This is a genomic window from Maribacter zhoushanensis, from assembly GCF_029350975.1.
Taxonomy (GTDB): Bacteria; Bacteroidota; Bacteroidia; order Flavobacteriales; family Flavobacteriaceae; genus Maribacter; species Maribacter zhoushanensis.
In genome coordinates, this window is the sequence record NZ_JARKMR010000003.1 from 657,027 (window position 1) to 676,610 (window position 19,584).

At 35.9% G+C, this 19,584-nt stretch carries 19 protein-coding genes and 1 tRNA gene; 11 read left to right on the top strand and 9 right to left on the bottom strand.

All coding sequences use genetic code 11. The features are described from left to right. Positions 1–44: 44 nt before the first annotated feature. Positions 45–117: transfer RNA gene (locus PXD56_RS13290), tRNA-Met, on the bottom strand. A 194-nt stretch (positions 118–311) separates the two neighbouring features. Here PXD56_RS13290 and PXD56_RS13295 point away from each other — a divergent pair. The 3 genes from PXD56_RS13295 (at position 312) to der (ending at position 3,934) form a co-directional block, all read left to right on the top strand. Continuing rightward, positions 312–1,676, top strand: coding sequence for an alanine/glycine:cation symporter family protein (locus PXD56_RS13295; protein WP_276493825.1), 1,365 nt, complete (start codon positions 312–314; stop codon positions 1,674–1,676). Next, positions 1,663–2,547 (top strand): GTPase Era, encoded by an 885-nt coding sequence (gene era, locus PXD56_RS13300; RefSeq protein WP_276493826.1) that lies wholly within the window; start codon positions 1,663–1,665, stop codon positions 2,545–2,547. The genes PXD56_RS13295 and era overlap by 14 nt, the downstream gene beginning before the upstream one ends. Positions 2,548–2,629: 82 nt before the next feature. Further along, entirely contained in the window at positions 2,630–3,934 is a 1,305-nt protein-coding gene (gene der, locus PXD56_RS13305) for a ribosome biogenesis GTPase Der (protein ID WP_036156478.1), read from the top strand. Between the two features lie 461 nt (positions 3,935–4,395). Here der and PXD56_RS13310 read toward each other — a convergent pair whose 3' ends face one another. From PXD56_RS13310 to PXD56_RS13330, 5 genes are read right to left on the bottom strand one after another with little or no spacing between them, the layout of a single operon-like run. Continuing rightward, a complete protein-coding gene (locus PXD56_RS13310; protein WP_276493827.1) occupies positions 4,396–5,190 on the bottom strand; it encodes a TPM domain-containing protein in 795 nt (264 codons plus the stop codon). Beyond that, positions 5,171–5,608 (bottom strand): TPM domain-containing protein, encoded by a 438-nt coding sequence (locus tag PXD56_RS13315; protein ID WP_276493828.1) that lies wholly within the window; start codon positions 5,606–5,608, stop codon positions 5,171–5,173. The genes PXD56_RS13310 and PXD56_RS13315 overlap by 20 nt, the downstream gene beginning before the upstream one ends. A gap of 6 nt (positions 5,609–5,614) precedes the next feature. After that, positions 5,615–6,214 carry a LemA family protein gene (locus PXD56_RS13320; RefSeq protein ID WP_276493829.1) on the bottom strand — a complete coding sequence of 200 codons (600 nt, stop codon included), beginning with the start codon at positions 6,212–6,214 and terminating at the stop codon, positions 5,615–5,617. Positions 6,215–6,224: 10 nt separating this feature from the next. Then, a complete protein-coding gene (locus PXD56_RS13325; protein ID WP_058105223.1) occupies positions 6,225–6,554 on the bottom strand; it encodes a MerR family transcriptional regulator in 330 nt (109 codons plus the stop codon). After that, complete coding sequence (locus PXD56_RS13330; protein ID WP_276493830.1) at positions 6,554–7,531, bottom strand: M23 family metallopeptidase; 978 nt, start codon at positions 7,529–7,531, stop codon at positions 6,554–6,556. Before PXD56_RS13330 ends, PXD56_RS13325 begins: the two co-directional genes overlap by 1 nt. Before the next feature lie 105 nt (positions 7,532–7,636). On the opposite strand from PXD56_RS13330, the gene alaS reads away from it, so the two are divergent. Genes alaS through PXD56_RS13350 form a run of 4 tightly spaced genes read left to right on the top strand, consistent with a single transcriptional unit; the run spans position 7,637 to position 12,721 of the window. Continuing rightward, the gene (alaS, locus tag PXD56_RS13335; protein WP_276493831.1) at positions 7,637–10,252 is read left to right on the top strand and encodes an alanine--tRNA ligase; all 2,616 of its coding nucleotides are present in this window, start codon (positions 7,637–7,639) and stop codon (positions 10,250–10,252) included. Between the two features lie 41 nt (positions 10,253–10,293). After that, positions 10,294–11,145 (top strand): tetratricopeptide repeat protein, encoded by an 852-nt coding sequence (locus PXD56_RS13340; protein ID WP_276493832.1) that lies wholly within the window; start codon positions 10,294–10,296, stop codon positions 11,143–11,145. Further along, positions 11,142–12,098 (top strand): GSCFA domain-containing protein, encoded by a 957-nt coding sequence (locus PXD56_RS13345; protein ID WP_276493833.1) that lies wholly within the window; start codon positions 11,142–11,144, stop codon positions 12,096–12,098. The genes PXD56_RS13340 and PXD56_RS13345 overlap by 4 nt, the downstream gene beginning before the upstream one ends. Then, positions 12,095–12,721 (top strand): DUF4230 domain-containing protein, encoded by a 627-nt coding sequence (locus tag PXD56_RS13350; RefSeq protein WP_276493834.1) that lies wholly within the window; start codon positions 12,095–12,097, stop codon positions 12,719–12,721. Before PXD56_RS13345 ends, PXD56_RS13350 begins: the two co-directional genes overlap by 4 nt. On the opposite strand, the gene PXD56_RS13355 is transcribed toward PXD56_RS13350, so the two are convergent. After that, positions 12,699–14,456 (bottom strand): aromatic amino acid hydroxylase, encoded by a 1,758-nt coding sequence (locus tag PXD56_RS13355; RefSeq protein ID WP_276493835.1) that lies wholly within the window; start codon positions 14,454–14,456, stop codon positions 12,699–12,701. The genes PXD56_RS13350 and PXD56_RS13355 overlap by 23 nt on opposite strands. A gap of 168 nt (positions 14,457–14,624) precedes the next feature. Between PXD56_RS13355 and PXD56_RS13360 the strand changes: the two genes are divergently transcribed. Next, the gene (locus PXD56_RS13360; RefSeq protein WP_276493836.1) at positions 14,625–15,092 is read left to right on the top strand and encodes an Lrp/AsnC family transcriptional regulator; all 468 of its coding nucleotides are present in this window, start codon (positions 14,625–14,627) and stop codon (positions 15,090–15,092) included. A gap of 58 nt (positions 15,093–15,150) precedes the next feature. Here the strand turns inward: PXD56_RS13360 and PXD56_RS13365 are convergent, their stop codons facing one another. Both PXD56_RS13365 and PXD56_RS13370 read right to left on the bottom strand, forming a co-directional pair. Then, positions 15,151–15,720: a DUF4136 domain-containing protein gene (locus tag PXD56_RS13365; RefSeq protein ID WP_276493837.1), complete on the bottom strand. Its 570-nt coding sequence runs from the start codon at positions 15,718–15,720 to the stop codon at positions 15,151–15,153. 77 nt (positions 15,721–15,797) lie between these two features. Then, positions 15,798–15,956 carry a C1orf53 family protein gene (locus PXD56_RS13370; protein WP_166637489.1) on the bottom strand — a complete coding sequence of 53 codons (159 nt, stop codon included), beginning with the start codon at positions 15,954–15,956 and terminating at the stop codon, positions 15,798–15,800. Between the two features lie 537 nt (positions 15,957–16,493). On the opposite strand from PXD56_RS13370, the gene PXD56_RS13380 reads away from it, so the two are divergent. From PXD56_RS13380 to hemL, 3 genes are read left to right on the top strand one after another with little or no spacing between them, the layout of a single operon-like run. Further along, positions 16,494–17,399 carry a 1-aminocyclopropane-1-carboxylate deaminase/D-cysteine desulfhydrase gene (locus PXD56_RS13380; RefSeq protein ID WP_276493839.1) on the top strand — a complete coding sequence of 302 codons (906 nt, stop codon included), beginning with the start codon at positions 16,494–16,496 and terminating at the stop codon, positions 17,397–17,399. Continuing rightward, positions 17,396–18,217, top strand: a complete 822-nt coding sequence (locus PXD56_RS13385) for a glucosaminidase domain-containing protein (protein WP_276493840.1) — start codon at positions 17,396–17,398, stop codon at positions 18,215–18,217. Before PXD56_RS13380 ends, PXD56_RS13385 begins: the two co-directional genes overlap by 4 nt. An 18-nt stretch (positions 18,218–18,235) precedes the next feature. Beyond that, entirely contained in the window at positions 18,236–19,516 is a 1,281-nt protein-coding gene (gene hemL, locus PXD56_RS13390; RefSeq protein WP_276493841.1) for a glutamate-1-semialdehyde 2,1-aminomutase, read from the top strand. Positions 19,517–19,584: the final 68 nt, after the last annotated feature.

Sequence of the window (19,584 nt, forward strand, 5' to 3'; positions counted from 1 at the left end):
ATAAAAAAAGCCTCTCAATTTCTTGAAAGGCTTGATTTTATTAGTAGCGGGGACTGGACTCGAACCAGCGACCTTCGGGTTATGAGCCCGACGAGCTACCTACTGCTCTACCCCGCGATATGGGTTTTTATCTCACTTGTTTTGCAACTTCAGGTCATTAAGCTGACGAGATAAAGGTGTGCTACTATTCGTAGCGGGGTGCAAATATACAATACATTTTCTCTATATTCCAAACTTATTTAAAGAATATTTTTTGAGAGCATTATCTTTTAAAAAACATTAAATCCATAACTTCGGTTTTTTACAAATTTATGGATACAATTAACGACTTTATAGCAAGTGCGCTACCGTATACAGAGTGGCCTATGTTTCTTTTATTAATTGGTGGCGGACTCTTTTTGGTTTTTTATTCCAAATTAATGCCTTATCGTTTCTTTGGTCATGCAATCGCAATTACTGCTGGTAAATATGATAATAAAGATTCCAAGGGTGATGTTAGTTCTTTTCAAGCCTTGTCAGCTGCGGTTGCTGCAACAGTTGGTTTAGGAAATATATCAGGAGTTGCTATTGCAATACATGACGGTGGTCCAGGGGTGGTTTTTTGGATCTGGATGACCGCATTGATTGGTATGTGCATTAAGTTTTACTCTTGTAGTTTGGCAATAATGTATCGTGGTACAGATTCTGATGGCAAGTTGCAAGGTGGTCCTATGTACTATATCACAAAAGGTTTGGGTGAAAAGGCTAAACCGCTAGCAATATTTTTTGCAGTATGTGGTCTATTCGGTTTTTTAGGGGTCTTTACTGCTAACCAGTTTACCGAGACTTTTATGAGCGTTGTTGATCCTGGAGCAACAATAATAGAGATGAGTGATGAGAATTGGAAATGGACCATAGGTCTTATACTGGCTGTGATTACTTCATTTGTGATTTTCGGTGGATTAACAAAAATTGCAAAAGTAGCTTCTGCCATAGTCCCGTTCATGGTAGCGGTATATCTAATAGCGGTTATTGCTGTAATGGCTATGAATTCCGGTCAAATATTGCCTGCTTTGAAAATGATATTCACTGAAGCTTGGAATTTTAAATCTTTAGCTACAGGCGGATTTTGGGGATTGGTAATTATTGGTGTTCGTAGGGCTATGTTTTCTAATGAAGCCGGCTTGGGTAGTGCACCTATGTATCATGGTCAGTCTAAAAATGACGAGCCAATTCGTGAAGGCTTGGTGGCTATGTTAGGTCCGTTTATAGATACTATTTTAGTGTGTACGTTTACCGCTATTGTTATTATTCTTAGCGGTGCATATTTAGAAGATTCTAGTGGTATAGTAATGACCTTGTCTGCATTTGAAAAAACCTTGTTCGGTTGGGGAGATGTTTTGTTGATGGTTATCGTGACTGCCTTTGCATTGTCTACTTTATTTACTTATTCATATTACGGAGTTAAGTCATTGTCTTTCCTAACCAATGCAAAAATCGGGAAGTTTTACAACTGGTATTTTGTAATTATGATTGTCTTTGCTGCAGTGGCATCACTAGAGCTGGTGAAGAATTTAATCGATTTGTCTTATGCTCTTATGGTGATACCCAATATGATTGCCGTACTTTTGTTGGCTCCAAAGGTAAATGTAGAATTGAAGAAATATATTTTAAAGTATAAAGATGGCAAATCATAAGGCAGGCTTCGTAAATATTATAGGTAATCCTAATGTTGGTAAATCAACGTTGATGAATGCTTTTGTGGGTGAAAAATTATCCATTATAACATCAAAAGCACAAACAACAAGGCACCGTATTTTAGGTATTGTAAATGGCGATGATTTTCAAGTGATCCTGTCAGATACCCCTGGTATAATTAAACCGGCATATCAACTACAGAGTAGTATGATGGATTTTGTAAAATCTGCTTTTGAAGATGCCGATGTACTTTTGTACATGGTAGAAATAGGGGAGAAGGCGTTAAAGGATGAAGCTTTCTTTGAGAAAATAAAGAATAGTAAAATTCCGGTACTTTTGTTATTGAATAAAGTAGACACGGCTACACAAGAATTATTAGAAGAGCAGGTTCAATACTGGCAAGAAATGTTACCAAGTGTAGAGTTGCATCCAATTTCTGCATTATCCAATTTTAATGTAAAAGGCGTATTTGAACGTATTATAGAGTTGTTGCCTAAATCGCCGGCGTATTATCCAAAAGACCAATTAACTGATAAACCAGAGCGTTTCTTTGTAAATGAGACTATTCGTGAGAAAATTCTTTTGAACTATAAAAAGGAGATTCCTTATGCGGTTGAAATAGAAACAGAAGAGTTTTTTGAAGATGAAGATATTATTAGAATGCGTGCTGTTATTATGGTAGAGCGCGATTCTCAAAAAGGTATTATCATTGGTCATAAAGGTTCGGCTTTGAAAAAAGTAGGAGTGGAGGCTAGAAAAGACTTGGAGAAATTCTTTGGTAAGCAAGTCCATATTGAGCTGTACGTTAAAGTGAATAAAAACTGGCGTAGTAATGCTCGTCAATTAAAGCGTTTTGGGTATAATAAGTAAACTCTTTTCAATTTTTATATATAGATAAGGTAATCAGGCAACTATTGTTTGGATTATACTACCTTTGCGGCAAATTTAAGCTATGGGTGCTATTGTTGCCATTGTAGGGAGACCTAATGTAGGAAAATCAACATTTTTTAATAGATTAATTCAAAGACGCGAGGCTATTGTTGATGCCGTTAGCGGTGTTACTCGTGATCGCCATTATGGTAAGAGTGATTGGAACGGAAAAGAGTTTTCAATTATTGATACGGGCGGATACGTTGTAGGTAGTGACGATGTTTTTGAAAAGGAAATTGATAGGCAGGTAGAACTAGCTATTGAAGAAGCTGATGCTATTATATTTATGGTAGATGTGGAGACCGGAGTAACCGGTATGGATGAAGATGTTGCCAAACTTCTAAGACGCGTTAAAAAACCTGTTTTTTTAGCGGTAAATAAAGTGGATAACGCCAAGAGGGCAGAAGACGCCGTTGAGTTTTATTCTTTGGGTCTAGGTGAGTATTTTACCTTATCGAGTATAAATGGTGGTGGATCAGGAGAGTTGCTAGATGCTTTGGTAGAAAAATTGCCAGATGTAGTAGAAGAAGAAAGTGATTTGCCAAGATTTGCTGTTGTCGGCAGACCTAATGCAGGTAAGTCTTCATTTATCAATGCGCTTATTGGAGAGGATAGGTATATAGTAACTGATATAGCAGGTACTACAAGAGATAGTATTGATACCAAATATAATAGATTCGGGTTTGAATTTAATCTAGTAGATACCGCTGGTATACGTCGTAAGGCGAAAGTGAAAGAAGATTTAGAATTTTATTCTGTAATGCGTTCTGTAAGGGCGATTGAACATTGCGATGTTTGTATTTTAATGTTAGACGCTACTAGAGGATTTGATGGTCAGGTAGAAAATATTTTCTGGCTAGCTCAACGTAATCATAAGGGCATAGTAATTCTTGTAAATAAGTGGGATTTAGTCGAGGATAAAGAGACCAATACAATAAAACACTATACAGATAAAATTAAAAAAGCTATTGAGCCATTTACAGATGTGCCTATTCTTTTTGTTTCTGTATTGACAAAGCAACGTATTTTTAAGGCAATAGAGACTGCAGTTGAGGTGTATAATAATCGTAACAAGAAGATTATTACACGTAAGTTCAATGAAACGATGTTGCCAATAATTGAGAACTATCCGCCACCGGCATATAAAGGTAAATTTGTTAAGATTAAATTCTGTACGCAATTACCTACTCCGTATCCGCAGTTTGCATTTTTCTGTAACCTTCCGCAATATGTTAGGGAACCTTACAAGCGTTATCTAGAAAATAAAATAAGAGAAGAGTATGATTTCTCTGGAGTGCCTATTACGGTATTTATGAGGAAGAAGTAAGATAATTTAGAGTTGAAGAATAGATTCTAAGTTTCACTGAGTAAAAAAAAAGATCTAATAATTCTGCGTAGCAGAATTATTAGATCTTTTTGATTAAACAACTAGAATATAATAAGCTTCTCTTGGTAAAGGATAGAAAGTGGTGAAATGGTGAAAGGACCAAGAGTAACAAGCAATAACCCGCCCCTAGCCCCTCCCTAGAGGGGAATAGTAACCATTTTAGATAAACCTAACTAAGTAGAATTGTTCTAACGAAACTCTCAGTTACTAACAAAATCCGGAATCAAAAACGTAGTTCTCCCCTCTTGGGAGGGGATAAAGGGGTGGGTAATATTATGTGTATGATTGCTGTATAATTACATACAATAGACTCAAGCCTAATTGATGCTAGAAAGCTAATAGAGGTAAACAGACTTTAATCTCCCTGGATATTGAAAGTGAAATAAGAAGTTTAAAATAAGCTACCAACCTCCAGAAGCGCCGCCGCCGCCAAAGCCGCCGCCGCCGAAACCTCCTCCGAATCCGCCACCGCCAAAGCTTCCGCCTCCACCGCTACCGAATCCGCCACTAGAACCGCTAGAGCGACCCATGTTGCTGAGAATAATCATATCCCACGGACTCAATCCTCCGCGTCTTCTGCCACCGTTGTTGTCGTTGTCATCATTTTTACGGCTCCAAAGGATAAAAAGAATTACCACAAATATGATAAATGGTAATAGGGATGAAAATGGAGTTCCTCCATTATCACCAAAAGTTCTGTCTTCTTGAAATTCTCCATTTAATACTTGAAAAATTACATCAGACCCTTTATTTAGTCCGCCATAATAATCACCTACTCTAAATTCAGGCAAAATTACATTTTCAATAATTCGTTTAGAAAGGGCGTCTGTTAGTGAGCCCTCAATACCGTAGCCTGTGCTAATGGCTACTTTTCTGTCATTCTCGGCAAGTATTATAAGTATACCATTATCTTTTCCTTCTTGTCCAATACCCCATTTCTGACCCCAGTTTGCACCAAGATAATTAATGTTCTCACCATTGGTACTTGCAATAATAGTAACTACGATCTGGGTAGAGGTGCTGTCTGAGTAACGAACTAATTTTTGGCTAAGAGCTACCTTTTGCTGATCGGTCAAAAGATTGGTGTAATCGTAAACACTAGTTTGTAAAGCCGGTTTTTCGGGTATCTCAAATTGGCTCCATGACGGAGTGCACCAAAGAAAAAGAATTACAAGGCTAACCTTTAGATATCTCATTGCTTAATTCATTGGTGTCATCTGATTGCCAAGGAAAATGACTTCTTAGTTCTTCACCAGCTTTTAAAACTCCGGCAACTAGTCCGTCTTTAAAAGCCCCCTTTTCAAAATGTGTTTGAATACTATTTTTAGTAGTTTGCCAAAAATCCTTTGGCACAACATTGTCTATACCTTTATCGCCACAAATAACAAACTTCTTGTCGGTTACGGCTACGTAGATCAATACTCCGTTTTCTTGCTTGGTGTTATCCATTTTTAATAGATGGAAAACCTCTTTAGCGCGCTCGTAATGATCTTTTCGGGTGTGCCCCTCAATATGTACCCTAATTTCGCCAGAAGTGTTCTTTTCAGCTTTAAGAATAGCTTCTACTACCTCTTGCTCTTCTGTAGCCGATAAGAAATTTTCTACTCTAGACATAGGATGTTATTCGAAATCAAAATCTACATCAGGTGCATTTTCAGAACCGGCATCTGCTTTGTAATAGGCTAGCTCACTAAAATTTAAAATACCTGCCAAAATAGAATTCGGGAATTTTTTAATGTGTAGGTTGTAAGGTTCAACAGTTGCGTTGAATCTATCCCTGGCTACGTTAATTCTATTTTCGGTACCTTCTAATTGTGATTGAAGTTCTAGAAAGTTTTGGTTTGCTTTTAGGTCAGGATAGCGTTCTACCGTTACCAATAATTTACTTAACGCACCACTTAGCCCGCTTTGTGCTTGGTTGAATTGCGCTAATTGCTCTGGTGTAATGTTGGTAGGGTCAATATTGACTGAAGTTGCTTTTGCTCTTGCTTCAATAACATCTGTCAAAGTACCTCTTTCAAAATCTGCGGCGCCTTGTACTGTTTTTACAAGATTACCGATTAAATCGTTTCTACGTTGATAGGCGCTTTCTACATTGGCCCATGTTTTGGTAGATGTCTCTTTTAATGCCACGGCAGTATTGTTGAAGCCTACGCCCCATTGATATAATCCAAATGCTATGACAGCGATAACGATTAATGCAATTAGTCCTTTTTTCATAATGGTTGTGTTATAATTGGTCTTTAATTTTATTTAATTCAGCTTTAACACGTTCTAGTTTTTGAATGATATCAAAGTTAGAAAGTGTTTTCTGCTTTTCTTCTTTAAGGTGAATTTTGGCGCCATCAAGAGTAAAGCCTCTTTCTTTTACCAAATGATATATTAATTGAAGATTTTTAATGTCTTGGGGAGTAAATTTTCTATTTCCCTTTGCATTTTTTTTAGGTTGGAGCACATCGAACTCTTTCTCCCAAAAACGAATTAGTGAAGCGTTTACGCCAAAAGCACGGGCAACTTCACCAATGCCATAATATCTTTTTTCAGGAAGGTCTATCTGCATTAATCTAATGATTGATTTTCTTGATTAGCGAATTTCAACATATTCTCGAATTCTTCTGGTGATAAACTACCATAATAGAAATTCATAGGGTTGATTCTGTCATTGTCTTTCCATACTTCATAATGTAAGTGTGGCGCTTCTGATCTACCTGTGCTTCCTACAAAACCAATAAGATCACCTCTTTTTACTTTTTGACCTTTTTTGACATTGTATCGACTTAGGTGGGCATAAAGACTTAAATACCCATATCCGTGATCAATACGAATATGTTTTCCGTATCCAGATGAATTGTTATCCGCTCTTATGATTTTACCATCACCTGCGGCATATATAGGCGTGCCCTTTGGAGCGGTAAAATCCATTCCATAATGCATTTTTCTAGCCTTGGTAAAAGGATCGGACCTCCACCCATAACCAGATGCCATACGTTTTAAATCCTCGTTATTTATAGGCTGTATTGCAGGTATCGACATTAGTAATTTTTCTTTTTCTTCTGCCAGTTTCGTAATCTCATCTAGTGATTTAGATTGAATGGCCATCTGTTTTTTAATGATGTCAAGTCTCTTTGTAGTAGAAACGATCATTTCAGAATTATTGAAACCTTCTAAAGATTTATATCGGTTTATACCACCAAAACCTGCTTTACGCTGTTCGTCTGGTATAGGGTTGGCTTCAAAATATAAACGGTATATGTTATTGTCTCGATCTTCAATATTCCCTAAAACTTCTTCGATTTGTTCCATCTTCTTGTTCAATAACTCATACTGAAGCTCGTAATTTTTTACTTCACGAGATAGGGAAAGTTCTCTTGGTGTATTGACTAAATTGGTGTTTAGAAGAAGAATTAACGCTAAAAAACCAAAAAGGCATGACCCCAAAATAAAGAAGGCTATATTTCTATAACGTTTAGATTTTTCGGGTTCTATTTTACGGTACGACAGCGTGTCTGGGTCGTAATAGTATTTTACCTTAGACATGAATGTTATTTATCCTATTTTTGTTTTTTCAATTATTAGGGAACAAACAAATATAAAGATAGTTTTATATAAACCGTTAAAATTTGTAAAAGCTTAGCATTTTAGATGAATTCCAAAGAGACAAGAACGCAATTTCTGAATTTTTTCAAAGGTAAAGAACACAAAATAGTGCCTTCTGCGCCAATGGTCATAAAAGATGACCCAACCCTGCTTTTTACAAATGCGGGTATGAACCAGTTTAAAGAATACTTTTTGGGCATCAGTCAGCCAAAGAGCTCTAGAGTGGTAGATACCCAAAAATGTTTACGTGTAAGCGGTAAGCATAATGATTTAGAGGAAGTAGGTAAAGATACCTACCACCATACCATGTTTGAGATGTTGGGTAATTGGAGTTTTGGTGATTATTTTAAAGAAGAAGCTATTACTTGGGCTTGGGAGTTATTGACAGAGGTGCTTAAAATTGACAAAGACAGTTTATATGTATCTGTTTTTGAGGGGAGTGATGATGCGGATCAATTAAAATTAGATACCGAAGCCTTCGATTTATGGAAGGGTATTGTGCCTGAAGATAGAATTATCATGGGCAATAAGAAGGATAATTTTTGGGAAATGGGCGATCAAGGTCCTTGCGGTCCATGTTCAGAAATTCATGTAGATATTCGTTCTAAAGAAGAAAAGGCAAAAGTTTCTGGAGCAAGTTTGGTAAACCAAGATCATCCGCAGGTAGTGGAGATTTGGAATCTTGTTTTTATGCAATATAACCGTAAGGCAGATGGTTCGTTAGAAAATTTACCGGCAAAGCACGTAGACACCGGTATGGGTTTTGAGCGCTTGTGTATGGTGTTGCAGGGAGTGCAAAGTAATTACGATACTGATATTTTTACACCTCTAATTAGAGAAATAGAAACGATTACAGATTCTGACTATGGTAAGAATGAAGAAATTGACATAGCCATTCGCGTAATCAGTGATCATATACGTGCCGTAGCATTTTCAATTGCAGATGGTCAATTGCCAAGTAACACAGGTGCAGGTTATGTTATAAGAAGAATTTTAAGAAGATCGGTACGTTACGGTTTCACCTTTTTAAATACCAAAGAACCTTTTATGTACCGTTTGGTAAATGTGTTGACGGATTCTTTAGGCGATGCATACCCAGAATTAAAGGAGCAGAAACAATTAATTGAAAATGTTATTAAAGAAGAGGAACATTCTTTTTTAAAGACATTAGATCAAGGGTTGTTGCTTTTAGATACGATTATAAAAAATACAAACGGCAAAACGGTCGATGGCGGAAAAGCTTTTGAATTGTATGATACCTTTGGCTTTCCAATAGATTTAACTGCTTTGATCCTTAGTGAAAAAGGATATGAATTAGATGAAGCAGGCTTTGATGCGGCTATGCAGCAGCAAAAAAACAGATCAAAATCTGCCTCATCTATATCTAAAGAAGATTGGGAAATTTTGCAGGATGATAACGAACAGGAGTTTGTTGGTTATGATATGTTAGATGTAGAGGTGAAAATTACCAAATACCGTAAAGTAGTTTCTAAAAAAGATGGAACCCAGTTTCAGTTGGTGTTCAATCTAACTCCGTTTTACGCAGAAGGTGGTGGTCAAGTAGGTGATAAAGGATATTTAGAAGATACTCATGGTGATGTAGTATATATTACAGATACCAAGAAAGAGAATAATGAAATCATACATTTTGCTAAAAATTTACCAAAGCATTTAGGGGAGAGTTTTAAAGCGGTAGTAGATAAAAAGCAACGTAGTAGAACAGAGGCAAACCACACGGCAACGCATTTGTTGCATCAGGCGCTGAGAGAAGTATTAGGTAAGCATGTAGAACAAAAAGGTTCTTCTGTACATTCTAAGTATTTGAGATTTGATTTTTCTCACTTCTCTAAAATGACTCCAGAAGAATTACAAGAAGTGGAGAATTTTGTAAACGCTCGTATAGACGGACATCTAAAACTTCAAGAAGAAAGAAATGTACCTATGAAAACGGCAATTGCTGATGGAGCAATGGCATTGTTTGGAGAAAAATATGGTGATGCTGTAAGGACAATTCGTTTTGGTCAATCCATAGAATTGTGTGGTGGTACCCATGTAAAGAATACAGGTGATATTTGGCAGTTTAAAATAAAGTCTGAAGGTGCTGTAGCTGCAGGAATTAGAAGAATAGAAGCAATTACAGGTGATGCAGTTAAAGATTTACATGTAGATAATGATAAATTATTATCGAAAATAAAAGGAGTATTGGGTAATACTCAAGATCCTGTAAAATCAGTTTCAAGTCTTCAAGAAGAAAATAGCAGTCTTAAAAAGCAAGTAGCCGAACTGTTGAAAGATAAAGCGAAAAACTTAAAAGGAGATTTGCTATCAGAGCTTAAAGAAGTAAACGGAGTACAGTTTTTAGCAAAGAAAATTGATTTAGACGCAGCCGGTATAAAGGACTTAAGTTTTGAAATGGGCAGTAATAAGGATAATTTGTTTTTGTTGTTCGGTACTGAGCAAAATGGTAAAGCATTGTTGTCATGTTATATTTCTAAGGAATTGGTTGCATCTAAAGAATTAAATGCAGGCACAATTGTTCGTGAGCTTGGTAAGTATATTCAAGGTGGCGGCGGTGGTCAGCCTTTCTTTGCAACTGCAGGAGGTAAAAATCCTGGTGGTATTGATGAGGCATTGGCAAAGGCTGAGGGTTATTTGGGATAAGGTTAGATCTGCTTAAAAGGTTATTGTGAAATAATAGTTTTATGAAAAGATATATCGTTTTATTATTTATTATTTCGTCTTGTAATTTTTCAAGTAAAAAGGAAGATGTTGTTAAGGATGATACGGAAGTAGAGGAAAAAGTCTTGTCAGGTATAGATTCTATGCATATTAGAGAGTATGTAGAAAAATCTTTTCAGAGTCCTATGCATTCGTTAGAGCATCAGCAGTATTTAGATTCAGCACTCACAATTGTACCAGAGAGCGCTTGGCTTTGGCAGCAAAAAGCTATGCCGTTATATAAAGCTAGAAAATACCAGTTAGGCAAACCATTTTTAGATAAAGCTGTTGAGTACGCGCCAGAAAAGTATTTGGATTATAGCGGATTTGTGAGATGTATTTTCTCAAAAGATTACATAAAATCCATATCTGAATTTATGAGAGCCAAAAAAGAATTTGGTGATGGTTATGTTATGGATCATACTTATAACTTTTACATTGGTCTAGATTATCTTCAATTGAACAAATTCTCTAAAGCAAAAGAGTTTTTGCTGTTAAGTAAAGAACAACAGTTTAGAGATTTCCCCAATGATCCTCCGCAAGAAGCTTGTCATTATTTAGACTGGTATTATTTGGGTATTGCAGATTTTGAATTGGGTAATTATGAAGAGGCAATTGCCTCTTTTGATATGTCTTTAAAAGTATATGATAATTTTGCGGATGCTCTTTATTTTAGAGGTAGAAGTATGACCAAATTAGGTGATGAAGAAGGTGCTGAATGGGAGAAAAAAGCATTTGAAAATGGAGATAATACTATAAATGAAGATAATGTCATTTATGAGATTTATCCTTATCAATTGTTTCATAAGTTAAATGCGAGTGAACGACCACAATGAATTTATTGACTCAAATACCTTTATATAAAGCTGAAAATACAATTGATTATTCAAGTCAGTTATTACTTATAGGCTCTTGCTTTTCCGAGAATATGGGAGCAAAATTAGCGTATTATAAATTTCAATCATTACAGAATCCTTTCGGTATTTTGTTTCATCCATTGGCTATAGAAAATTTAATTCAAAAGGCGGTCAATCAAGAGTTATTTACAGAAGAAGATGTTTTTAGCGCGAATGAGCAATGGCATAGTTTTAATGCACATTCCAGTTTAAGTAATCCATCCAAAGAGCAAATAATTACAGATTTAAATACGGCTGTAGCTACTACTTCGATTCAGCTACAAACGGCAACTCATATTGTAATTACTTTAGGCACGGCGTGGGTATACCGAAAGACTTCTAGCAATCAAGTAGTCGCAAATTGCCATAAAATTCCACAATCTAATTTTACAAAAGAGTTATTAAGGGTTGAAGAAGTTACAGAAAGTTTAAGAAGAATTACCGCTTTGGTACAATCAGTAAATCCTTCAGCTCAATTTATTTTAACTGTTTCTCCTGTTCGGCATTTAAAAGACGGGTTTGTAGAAAATCAATTAAGCAAATCGCACTTGATTTCTGCGATTCATAATGTGTTGGCAGAGCGTATCTCCTATTTTCCTAGTTATGAATTAATGATGGATGAGCTACGAGATTATCGCTTTTATGCTAAGGATATGATTCACCCAAATGAGGTGGCGATAGATTATATCTGGGAGAAGTTTGTTGAGGTGTGGATAGATGAAGCCACTTCTGTAACTATGAAAAAGGTTGGTGAGGTACAGAGAGGTCTGCGGCATAAGGCTTTTAATCCTGAAGGAGAAGCGCATCAAAAATTTTTAACATCGCTGGCACATAAAATTGCGTATATAAAGAAAGACTATCCGTTTATGGATTTTAATACTGTAAATACATGAAGAAATTTATAGCTGGCGTTTTAATCACTTTGGCAATTGTTTTCATTGTTCGTTCTTGTAATGAGGGTAAAGAAGATAAATCTATTCTAGAAGAAAATTCTATGCTCATTCAGCAAGAAATTACCAATGTTTCTAAGTTGGTGGTAACAGAGGGTCATTTTTCTGAGGTGTATAATTATAAAGATTCGAAGGAGCTTTTTGGTCCGTTATTACGTGCGGAGAAAAAGGCTTTGGTGGTGGTAAATGCAGATGTTACCGTTGCTTATGATTTAAGTAAGATTGATTTTGAGGTTGATGAAGCAGCCAAAACGGTAAAAATCAATAGCATACCAGAAGCAGAAATTAACCTGAATCCAGATTTTGAATATTACGACGTCACCGCAGATTATTTAAACCAGTTTGATGCGGCTGATTATAATAAAATCAAAAAAACGGTAAAAGCTTCTTTAATGAAAAAGGTAGAAGCTTCAGCTTTACGTACCAATTCAGAAAACAGACTTATTAGCGAATTACAAAAGTTCTATATTCTAACCAATTCTATGGGATGGCGATTAACATATAAAGAGCAAACCATAGAATCATTAGAAGGGTTGCAAGCCATTAAGCCAGAGATTTTGCCGTAGCTAATTCTAGTCCGTCATCAATTAATTGTCCTAATTCAGGTTGGTCTAGCTTAATGTTTTCAAGATGTATTTTAATATTTTTCGCTAATATTTTTTCATTACTTAAAATTGCCAGTTCATATATTTCAATAGGCAATAACCAGTCTTTTGGATATTTTTCTTGTATGGTCTCAAAAACCTTTGTTCTAGAGATAATGGTGTTGTTGCCCTCTCTAAAATCTCTAATAAGCTTGTAATATGATTCTAATTCTGAATATGAACTGTCATACTTGTTATGGTTTCCAGTACTCAGCGAATGATCTAACAGGTCAAAACTTTTCAAATCTGCAGGACCATGGTAGGCAGAAACAATTTCTTCGCCAATAGCCATGTTGTAGAGTTCATCATTAGACTCAAAAAGTATATTTCCTTTGTGCGTTACTTTACAATTCTCAAAAGTGATTAGAATAATGCGACCCTTAAGATTTCGTGTACCTGTTACTATTTTACCGGTTACATTAATGCCACCGGTAAAATCAAGCGAAACTATTTCACCTTCATAAATCTTATACGCTTTAAGATCACGAGGGCTCATATCTTCAATGGGGATATTGATTCCTTTTAGCCTGCCAATAGGAGAGCCAAAACCCGTTTCATGCTGATTGATGTCTTGCCCAACCAATTCTTTTTCTCTGTATGCCAAGGCAGATTTGCCTTTCGTTTGAAAGTAAATAGGTTTACCATCATGAGAAATCAATGATTCAAAATTACCGGACACTTGTAGTCCTGTACTTAGCTCTATGGTACCTAGCTCTTTAGAGTCTATAAGTTTTTGTAAACCTGATAATCCTCCTCTTCTCAATGCCATGGTATTGGCAAAATCTTCAAGTACCTGACTTAAGAAAGCAAAATCTGGGGTAACGAAGAGTTGGGGTTGTTTTTTGGTAATATCAAAAGATGTCTTAGCCGCTTCAATAGAATAAGGAAGTTTTTTAACATTGTCTGTCATGCACCACTGACTTTCACCTATAGAAGATAATAGTCCAGCCCCATAAATTTTAGGATCTTCAAGGGTGCCTATAAGTCCGTATTCAACCGTCCACCAATGCAAATTTCTTATAAGAGCCATCTCGCTAGGTTCGCCCATGTTGTCTTGAAGAAATTCTATATGCTTCTCGGCTTTTTCAATTTCATCTATTGGCGTTCCTTTAGCTTCTTTGATAATGGACAAATGCCGAACAGCTTCATAAAGCTCAAAATCTTTGGCACTAGATATCGCTTTACAGCCAATTTCTCCAAAACGTCTTAAATATGCAGCATATTCAGGGTTGGCAATAATAGGCGCATGACCGGCACCTTCATGTATAATGTCTGGGGCAGGGGTGTAGGCAATGTTTTCTAATTGGCGTATGTCTGAAGCAATTACAAGTACGTTGTACGCCTGAAATTCCATAAAAGCAGCAGGAGGAATAAATCCATCAACCGCAACAGCAGCCCATCCTAAATCCTTAAGAATACGGTTCATTCCGTACATGTTGGGAATGTTTTCAATAGAAATTCCGGTTTTACGTAATCCTTCTAAATATGATTTATGAGCCACTTTACTTAAATAGTCAACATTTTTGCGCATTACATAACGCCATACCGCTTGGTTAATAGGTGTGTAGTCCTCATAATTTTGAGGTTTAATGTACTGTCTTAAATGTTTTGGAAGCTTATCTAAAATAGGATTGCTTTCATATTCAGAAGTTTTCATACCATTGATTTTCTGTGACACACTCACATTATTTCTACTAAATATATAATTTACAGACCAATTAATTGTTAATTTTAATTAAATTAGGAAATAAGACTTTTAAGTAATTATATTTCGGGAATTAGTACTTTTTAAGTGCAGATGGGGATTGTAAAACAGGAAAAAGTTATGATGGAAAAATTAGATGATATAGATAGGGCGATATTAAGAATATTACAGAAAGATGCTAAAACGGTAGCCAAGTCTATTGCAGAACAATTGGGCTTGACCAAAACGCCCGTTTATGAACGTATTAAAAGATTGGAGCAAGAAGGGTTTATCAAGAACTATGTAGCCATCTTAAATAAAGATAAAATTGAAGAAAGTATAACCGTTTTCAGTTTTGTTTCATTAGAAGCGCAAAAAGGAGCAATGATGGATGATTTCTTTGAGCAGGTTATGAAATACCCAGAGGTGGTAGAATGTTTTGTAGTGGGTGGTGAATTTGATTTCCTATTAAAAGTAGTGGTCAAAAATTTAGACGCCTATTATAATTTTGCAAAATTTAAGATTGCATCATTGCCCAGTATAGGTGGTGTTAAAAGCGCTTTTGTTTTAAATGAAGTAAAGAATGATACTCACTTTCCGTTACTATAAATAAAAATGGGCTTGTAGATGATTACATCTGCAAGCCCATTTTTAAATTGTATAGCTATTATTTCATTGCAACGGCATTAGGAGGGTATTGCTCTAAAATTTGAGAAACAAATTCTCTAATGCGCTCTTCCTTTTTGGCGATGTTTTTGGTGTTGGAAAGTGTACCTACACCTTTACCTTGCCACACCAATTCGCTAGTTTTATTATCTATGAGGTCAATATATAAAGAACCTTGGGTGCTTGCACTAACACTTGTACCGCCCCAGCCAAAACCAGGTCCCCATGCCCATGGGTTATAACCCCATCCCCAGGCACCACCCCAGCCATAGTTGTTATTGTATACGTCAACCCTTTCTTGTTCTTTGGTGAAAATACTGACTAAGATGTCTGGTGCTTCAGACTTTACAAAGCCTCTTGAGCTCATTTCAGTTTCAATGGCTCGAAGAATACGCTTCTTGTCTAAATCTGATATTTGAGCTTTGTCTATGCCTGTTTTATAGAAAGCATAAGATTTATATCCGTTAAAATCTGCTTTTTGATCATAATCAGAAAGTACACTGACCGATGAACAAGAAGTAATAAAAACTAAAAGAAGCAGAGGTAAGCCAAGTAATTTGATGTTTTTCATAACGTTATATGTTTTAAGTACTTATTTTTTTTCTAAAAAGAATAATCACAAATACCATGCCGAGCTATGTTAAAATTTTACTGTGTATTTGTTTTAGGATCATACCCGTACGGGCAATGTCTACAACCACTTTCACAGCAATATCCCCGTTTTAAGTGGTATTGTTTGGTAAAAACTCTAAATCCGTTTTCAGACCAATAAAAATCACCTTCTTCAATAGGGATTATTTCTTTCATGTAATCAATACCTTTTAATAGTATAAAGTTACTTCTTTCTGTTGATAACCTAAAAGCAATATGTTTTGAAGTTAGCAATTAAAGCGCTTAAGCCATAATTTGACCATTAATCGGTTTTGTTGGCAACAAAAACCGGTAATTTTCTTACAGTCTATTTTTGGCTTTATATTTGTTGTAATAGTATCAAATTAAATCTATGATATTGGTTTTTAGACATTTCTTCTATAAAAATTATGTAGGTCTTTCACTATGGCCTTTCATATTTTTAAAAAATGGAAGTTTAAAAAATGATGATGTTCTTATAAACCATGAGAAAATTCACTTGCGTCAGCAACAAGAATTATTGATTCTACCTTTTTATATTTTATATCTAACAGAATGGGTAATTAGAGCCATTTGCTATTTAGATACCTACAAAGCTTATCAAAATCTCAGTTTTGAGCGCGAGGCTTATGTGAATGAAAATGATATGGATTATCTGTCCAATCGAAAAACATTTAGCTTTATTAAATATCTTTGGCGATAAATTCGCCCTACTTGCAAAGCACTAATCAATTTATTGAACATCCTTTATTAGCAGAAAAGCAGGTAACTCTTGTTATTAAGCGCGAAGATTTATTACATCCGTTTATTTCTGGAAACAAGTATAGAAAACTTAAGTACAATTTATTGGCTGCCCAGGCAGAAAACCAGCATACCATTTTAACTTTTGGCGGAGCATATTCTAACCACATAGCCGCAACTGCCTATGCGGCGAAAGAACAAGGGTTAAAATCAATAGGGGTTATACGTGGAGAAGAACTTGAATCTTCATGGAAAATTAATGCCACTTTAAAGAAGGCTTATGATGATGGTATGCGTTTTAAATTTATAAGCAGAAGCGATTATAGAGAAAAAGAATCTGACGTATTTATTGATGATTTACGAAATGAAATTGGACAATTTTATTTGGTGCCAGAGGGAGGAACAAATGATTTAGCCATAAAAGGGTGCGAAGAAATTATTACCCAGAAAGATGAAGAATTTGATTTCTTATGCAGCAGTGTGGGTACCGGAGGTACGGTATCAGGGTTAATAAATTCCTCTTTTTCACATCAAAAAGTACTAGGTTTTTCAGCGTTAAAAGGTGGGTTTTTAAATGATGAAATAGAAAAATTGGTAGACAACAAACGGTGGCAATTGATGACCGATTATCATTTTGGTGGCTATGCAAAAACATCAGAAGAGCTAATTCATTTTATTAATACATTCAAAGAAATTACGTCAATTCCATTAGATCCTATTTATACAGGAAAAATGATTTTTGGGTTGTTCAATATGATTAAGCATGATACTTTTGCGGTAGGAACCAAAATTATTGCAATACATACGGGTGGTTTACAAGGTATTGCTGGCATGAATAGTGTACTGAAAAAGAAAAATTTACCTTTGTTAAATATATGAAAAAGATAATTTTGTTGGTTTTATTGATTGGAATAGGGGTGTCATCTTGTAAATCCAAGAAAAGATACTCAGATCAATTACGTACCAAAAACGTACTTAACGAACGTAGAAAATCAACATCGGATATTTCTAAAAAGGAAGAAAATGCAAATCTACCTGCAGAGCCATCTAAATTTGTACGGTTTAACATAGATTCTCCATCTGAATACATAACTACATTTGCAGAGACCGCTCAACTAGAGATGATAGGCTACGGTATACCTGCGAGTATAACCTTGGCACAAGGTCTTTTAGAGAGTGGTAACGGAAAAGGTGAATTGGCTATGAAAACCAACAATCATTTTGGTATTAAATGCCATAAAGGTTGGGAGGGTGATTATGACTTTCATGACGATGATGAAAAGGGAGAGTGTTTTAGAAAATATAACCACCCCATGTATTCTTTTAGGGATCATAGTATTTTCTTGACCACTAGATCTAGATATGCTTTTCTTTTCAATTTAAAACATACCGATTATAAAGGGTGGGCAAGAGGCTTAAGAAAGGCGGGTTATGCTACTGATCCAAAATACCCGCAAAAATTAATCTATTTGATAGAGAAATATGATTTGCACAAGTATGACAAACAGTCTAAAAAAGTCAAATATAAAACTACAACTGTAGCTACGAATGATGCAAGCAATATACATACGGTGCAAAAAGGAGATACTTTGTATTCTTTATCTAGAAAGTACTACATGAGTGTCGATGAATTAATGGAGTTGAATAATTTACGCAGTGCAGACTTATCTATTGGACAGCCAATTAAAGTCAAATAATAAAAATTTATTAAGAGTATGATCTATCAAAGAAGTAGCGCCCTGTTCGCAGAGGCGAAAAAATATATACCTGGCGGAGTAAATTCACCTGTAAGAGCATTTAAAGCAGTTGGCGGCGATCCAATTTTTGTAAAGAAAGCTAAAGGTGCTTATCTGTATGATGAAGATGGGAATAAATTAATTGATTATATCGCATCTTGGGGGCCGTTAATATTAGGTCACGCACATGAGCCTGTAATTAATGCAGTGGTAGAGAAGGCACAGAACGGTACTTCGTTTGGTATGCCTACGGAAATTGAAACAGAGCTCGCGAAATTGGCTATTTCTATGGTGCCTAATATGGACAAAATTAGGTTTGTGAACAGCGGAACAGAAGCTTGTATGAGTGCCGTACGTTTGGCAAGGGGATTTACAGGTAAAGATAAAATCATAAAATTCGCGGGATGCTACCATGGTCATTCAGATTCGTTTTTGATTCAAGCAGGTAGTGGTGCAGTTACTTTTGGTAGCCCTAACAGCCCAGGTGTTACTCAGGGTACGGCAAAAGATACTTTGTTGGCAGATTACAATGATTTAGCCGGAGTAAAAGAATTGGTACAAGCCAATAAAGGGGAGTTGGCAGCGATTATTATTGAGCCAATTGCCGGTAATATGGGATGCATAGTGCCTACTGATGAATTTATGAAGGGTCTTCGTGAGCTGTGTACTCAAGAAGGAATTCTATTGATTTTCGATGAGGTAATGACCGGATTTCGTTTGGCAAAAGGCGGAGCCCAAGAAGTATTGAACATAAAGGCTGATATTGTTACTTATGGTAAAGTTATTGGTGGTGGTTTACCAGTAGGTGCTTTTGCTGCTAGAAATGAGATAATGGACTTTCTTGCTCCTGATGGTCCCGTTTATCAAGCAGGAACTTTAAGTGGAAATCCGTTAGCTATGAGTGCAGGTTTGGCTATGTTGACCGAATTGAACAATAACCCTGAAGTATTTAAAAGCTTAGCCGAAAAAGCGGAATATTTACATAAAGGTATAGCCGAAGTATTGACGAAGAAAAAAGTAGCACATCAAATCAACCGTTACGGCAGTATGATTTCAGTACATTTTACCGATGAGCCTGTAGTTGATTTTGCTTCTTCTGCAAAAGGTAACAATGAAACCTTCAAGAAATACTTTCATGGTATGCTAGAAAGAGGCGTTTATTTGCCACCTAGTGCTTTTGAAAGTTACTTCTTAAACGATGCCTTAAGTTATGATGATTTAGATGCGACTATAAATGCTTTGAAAGAAATAGAATTGTAGCGTTTAGATACTAACGCTATTTATATTACATAAAAAAGCCCTCAATTGAGGGCTTTTTTTATTTGAGT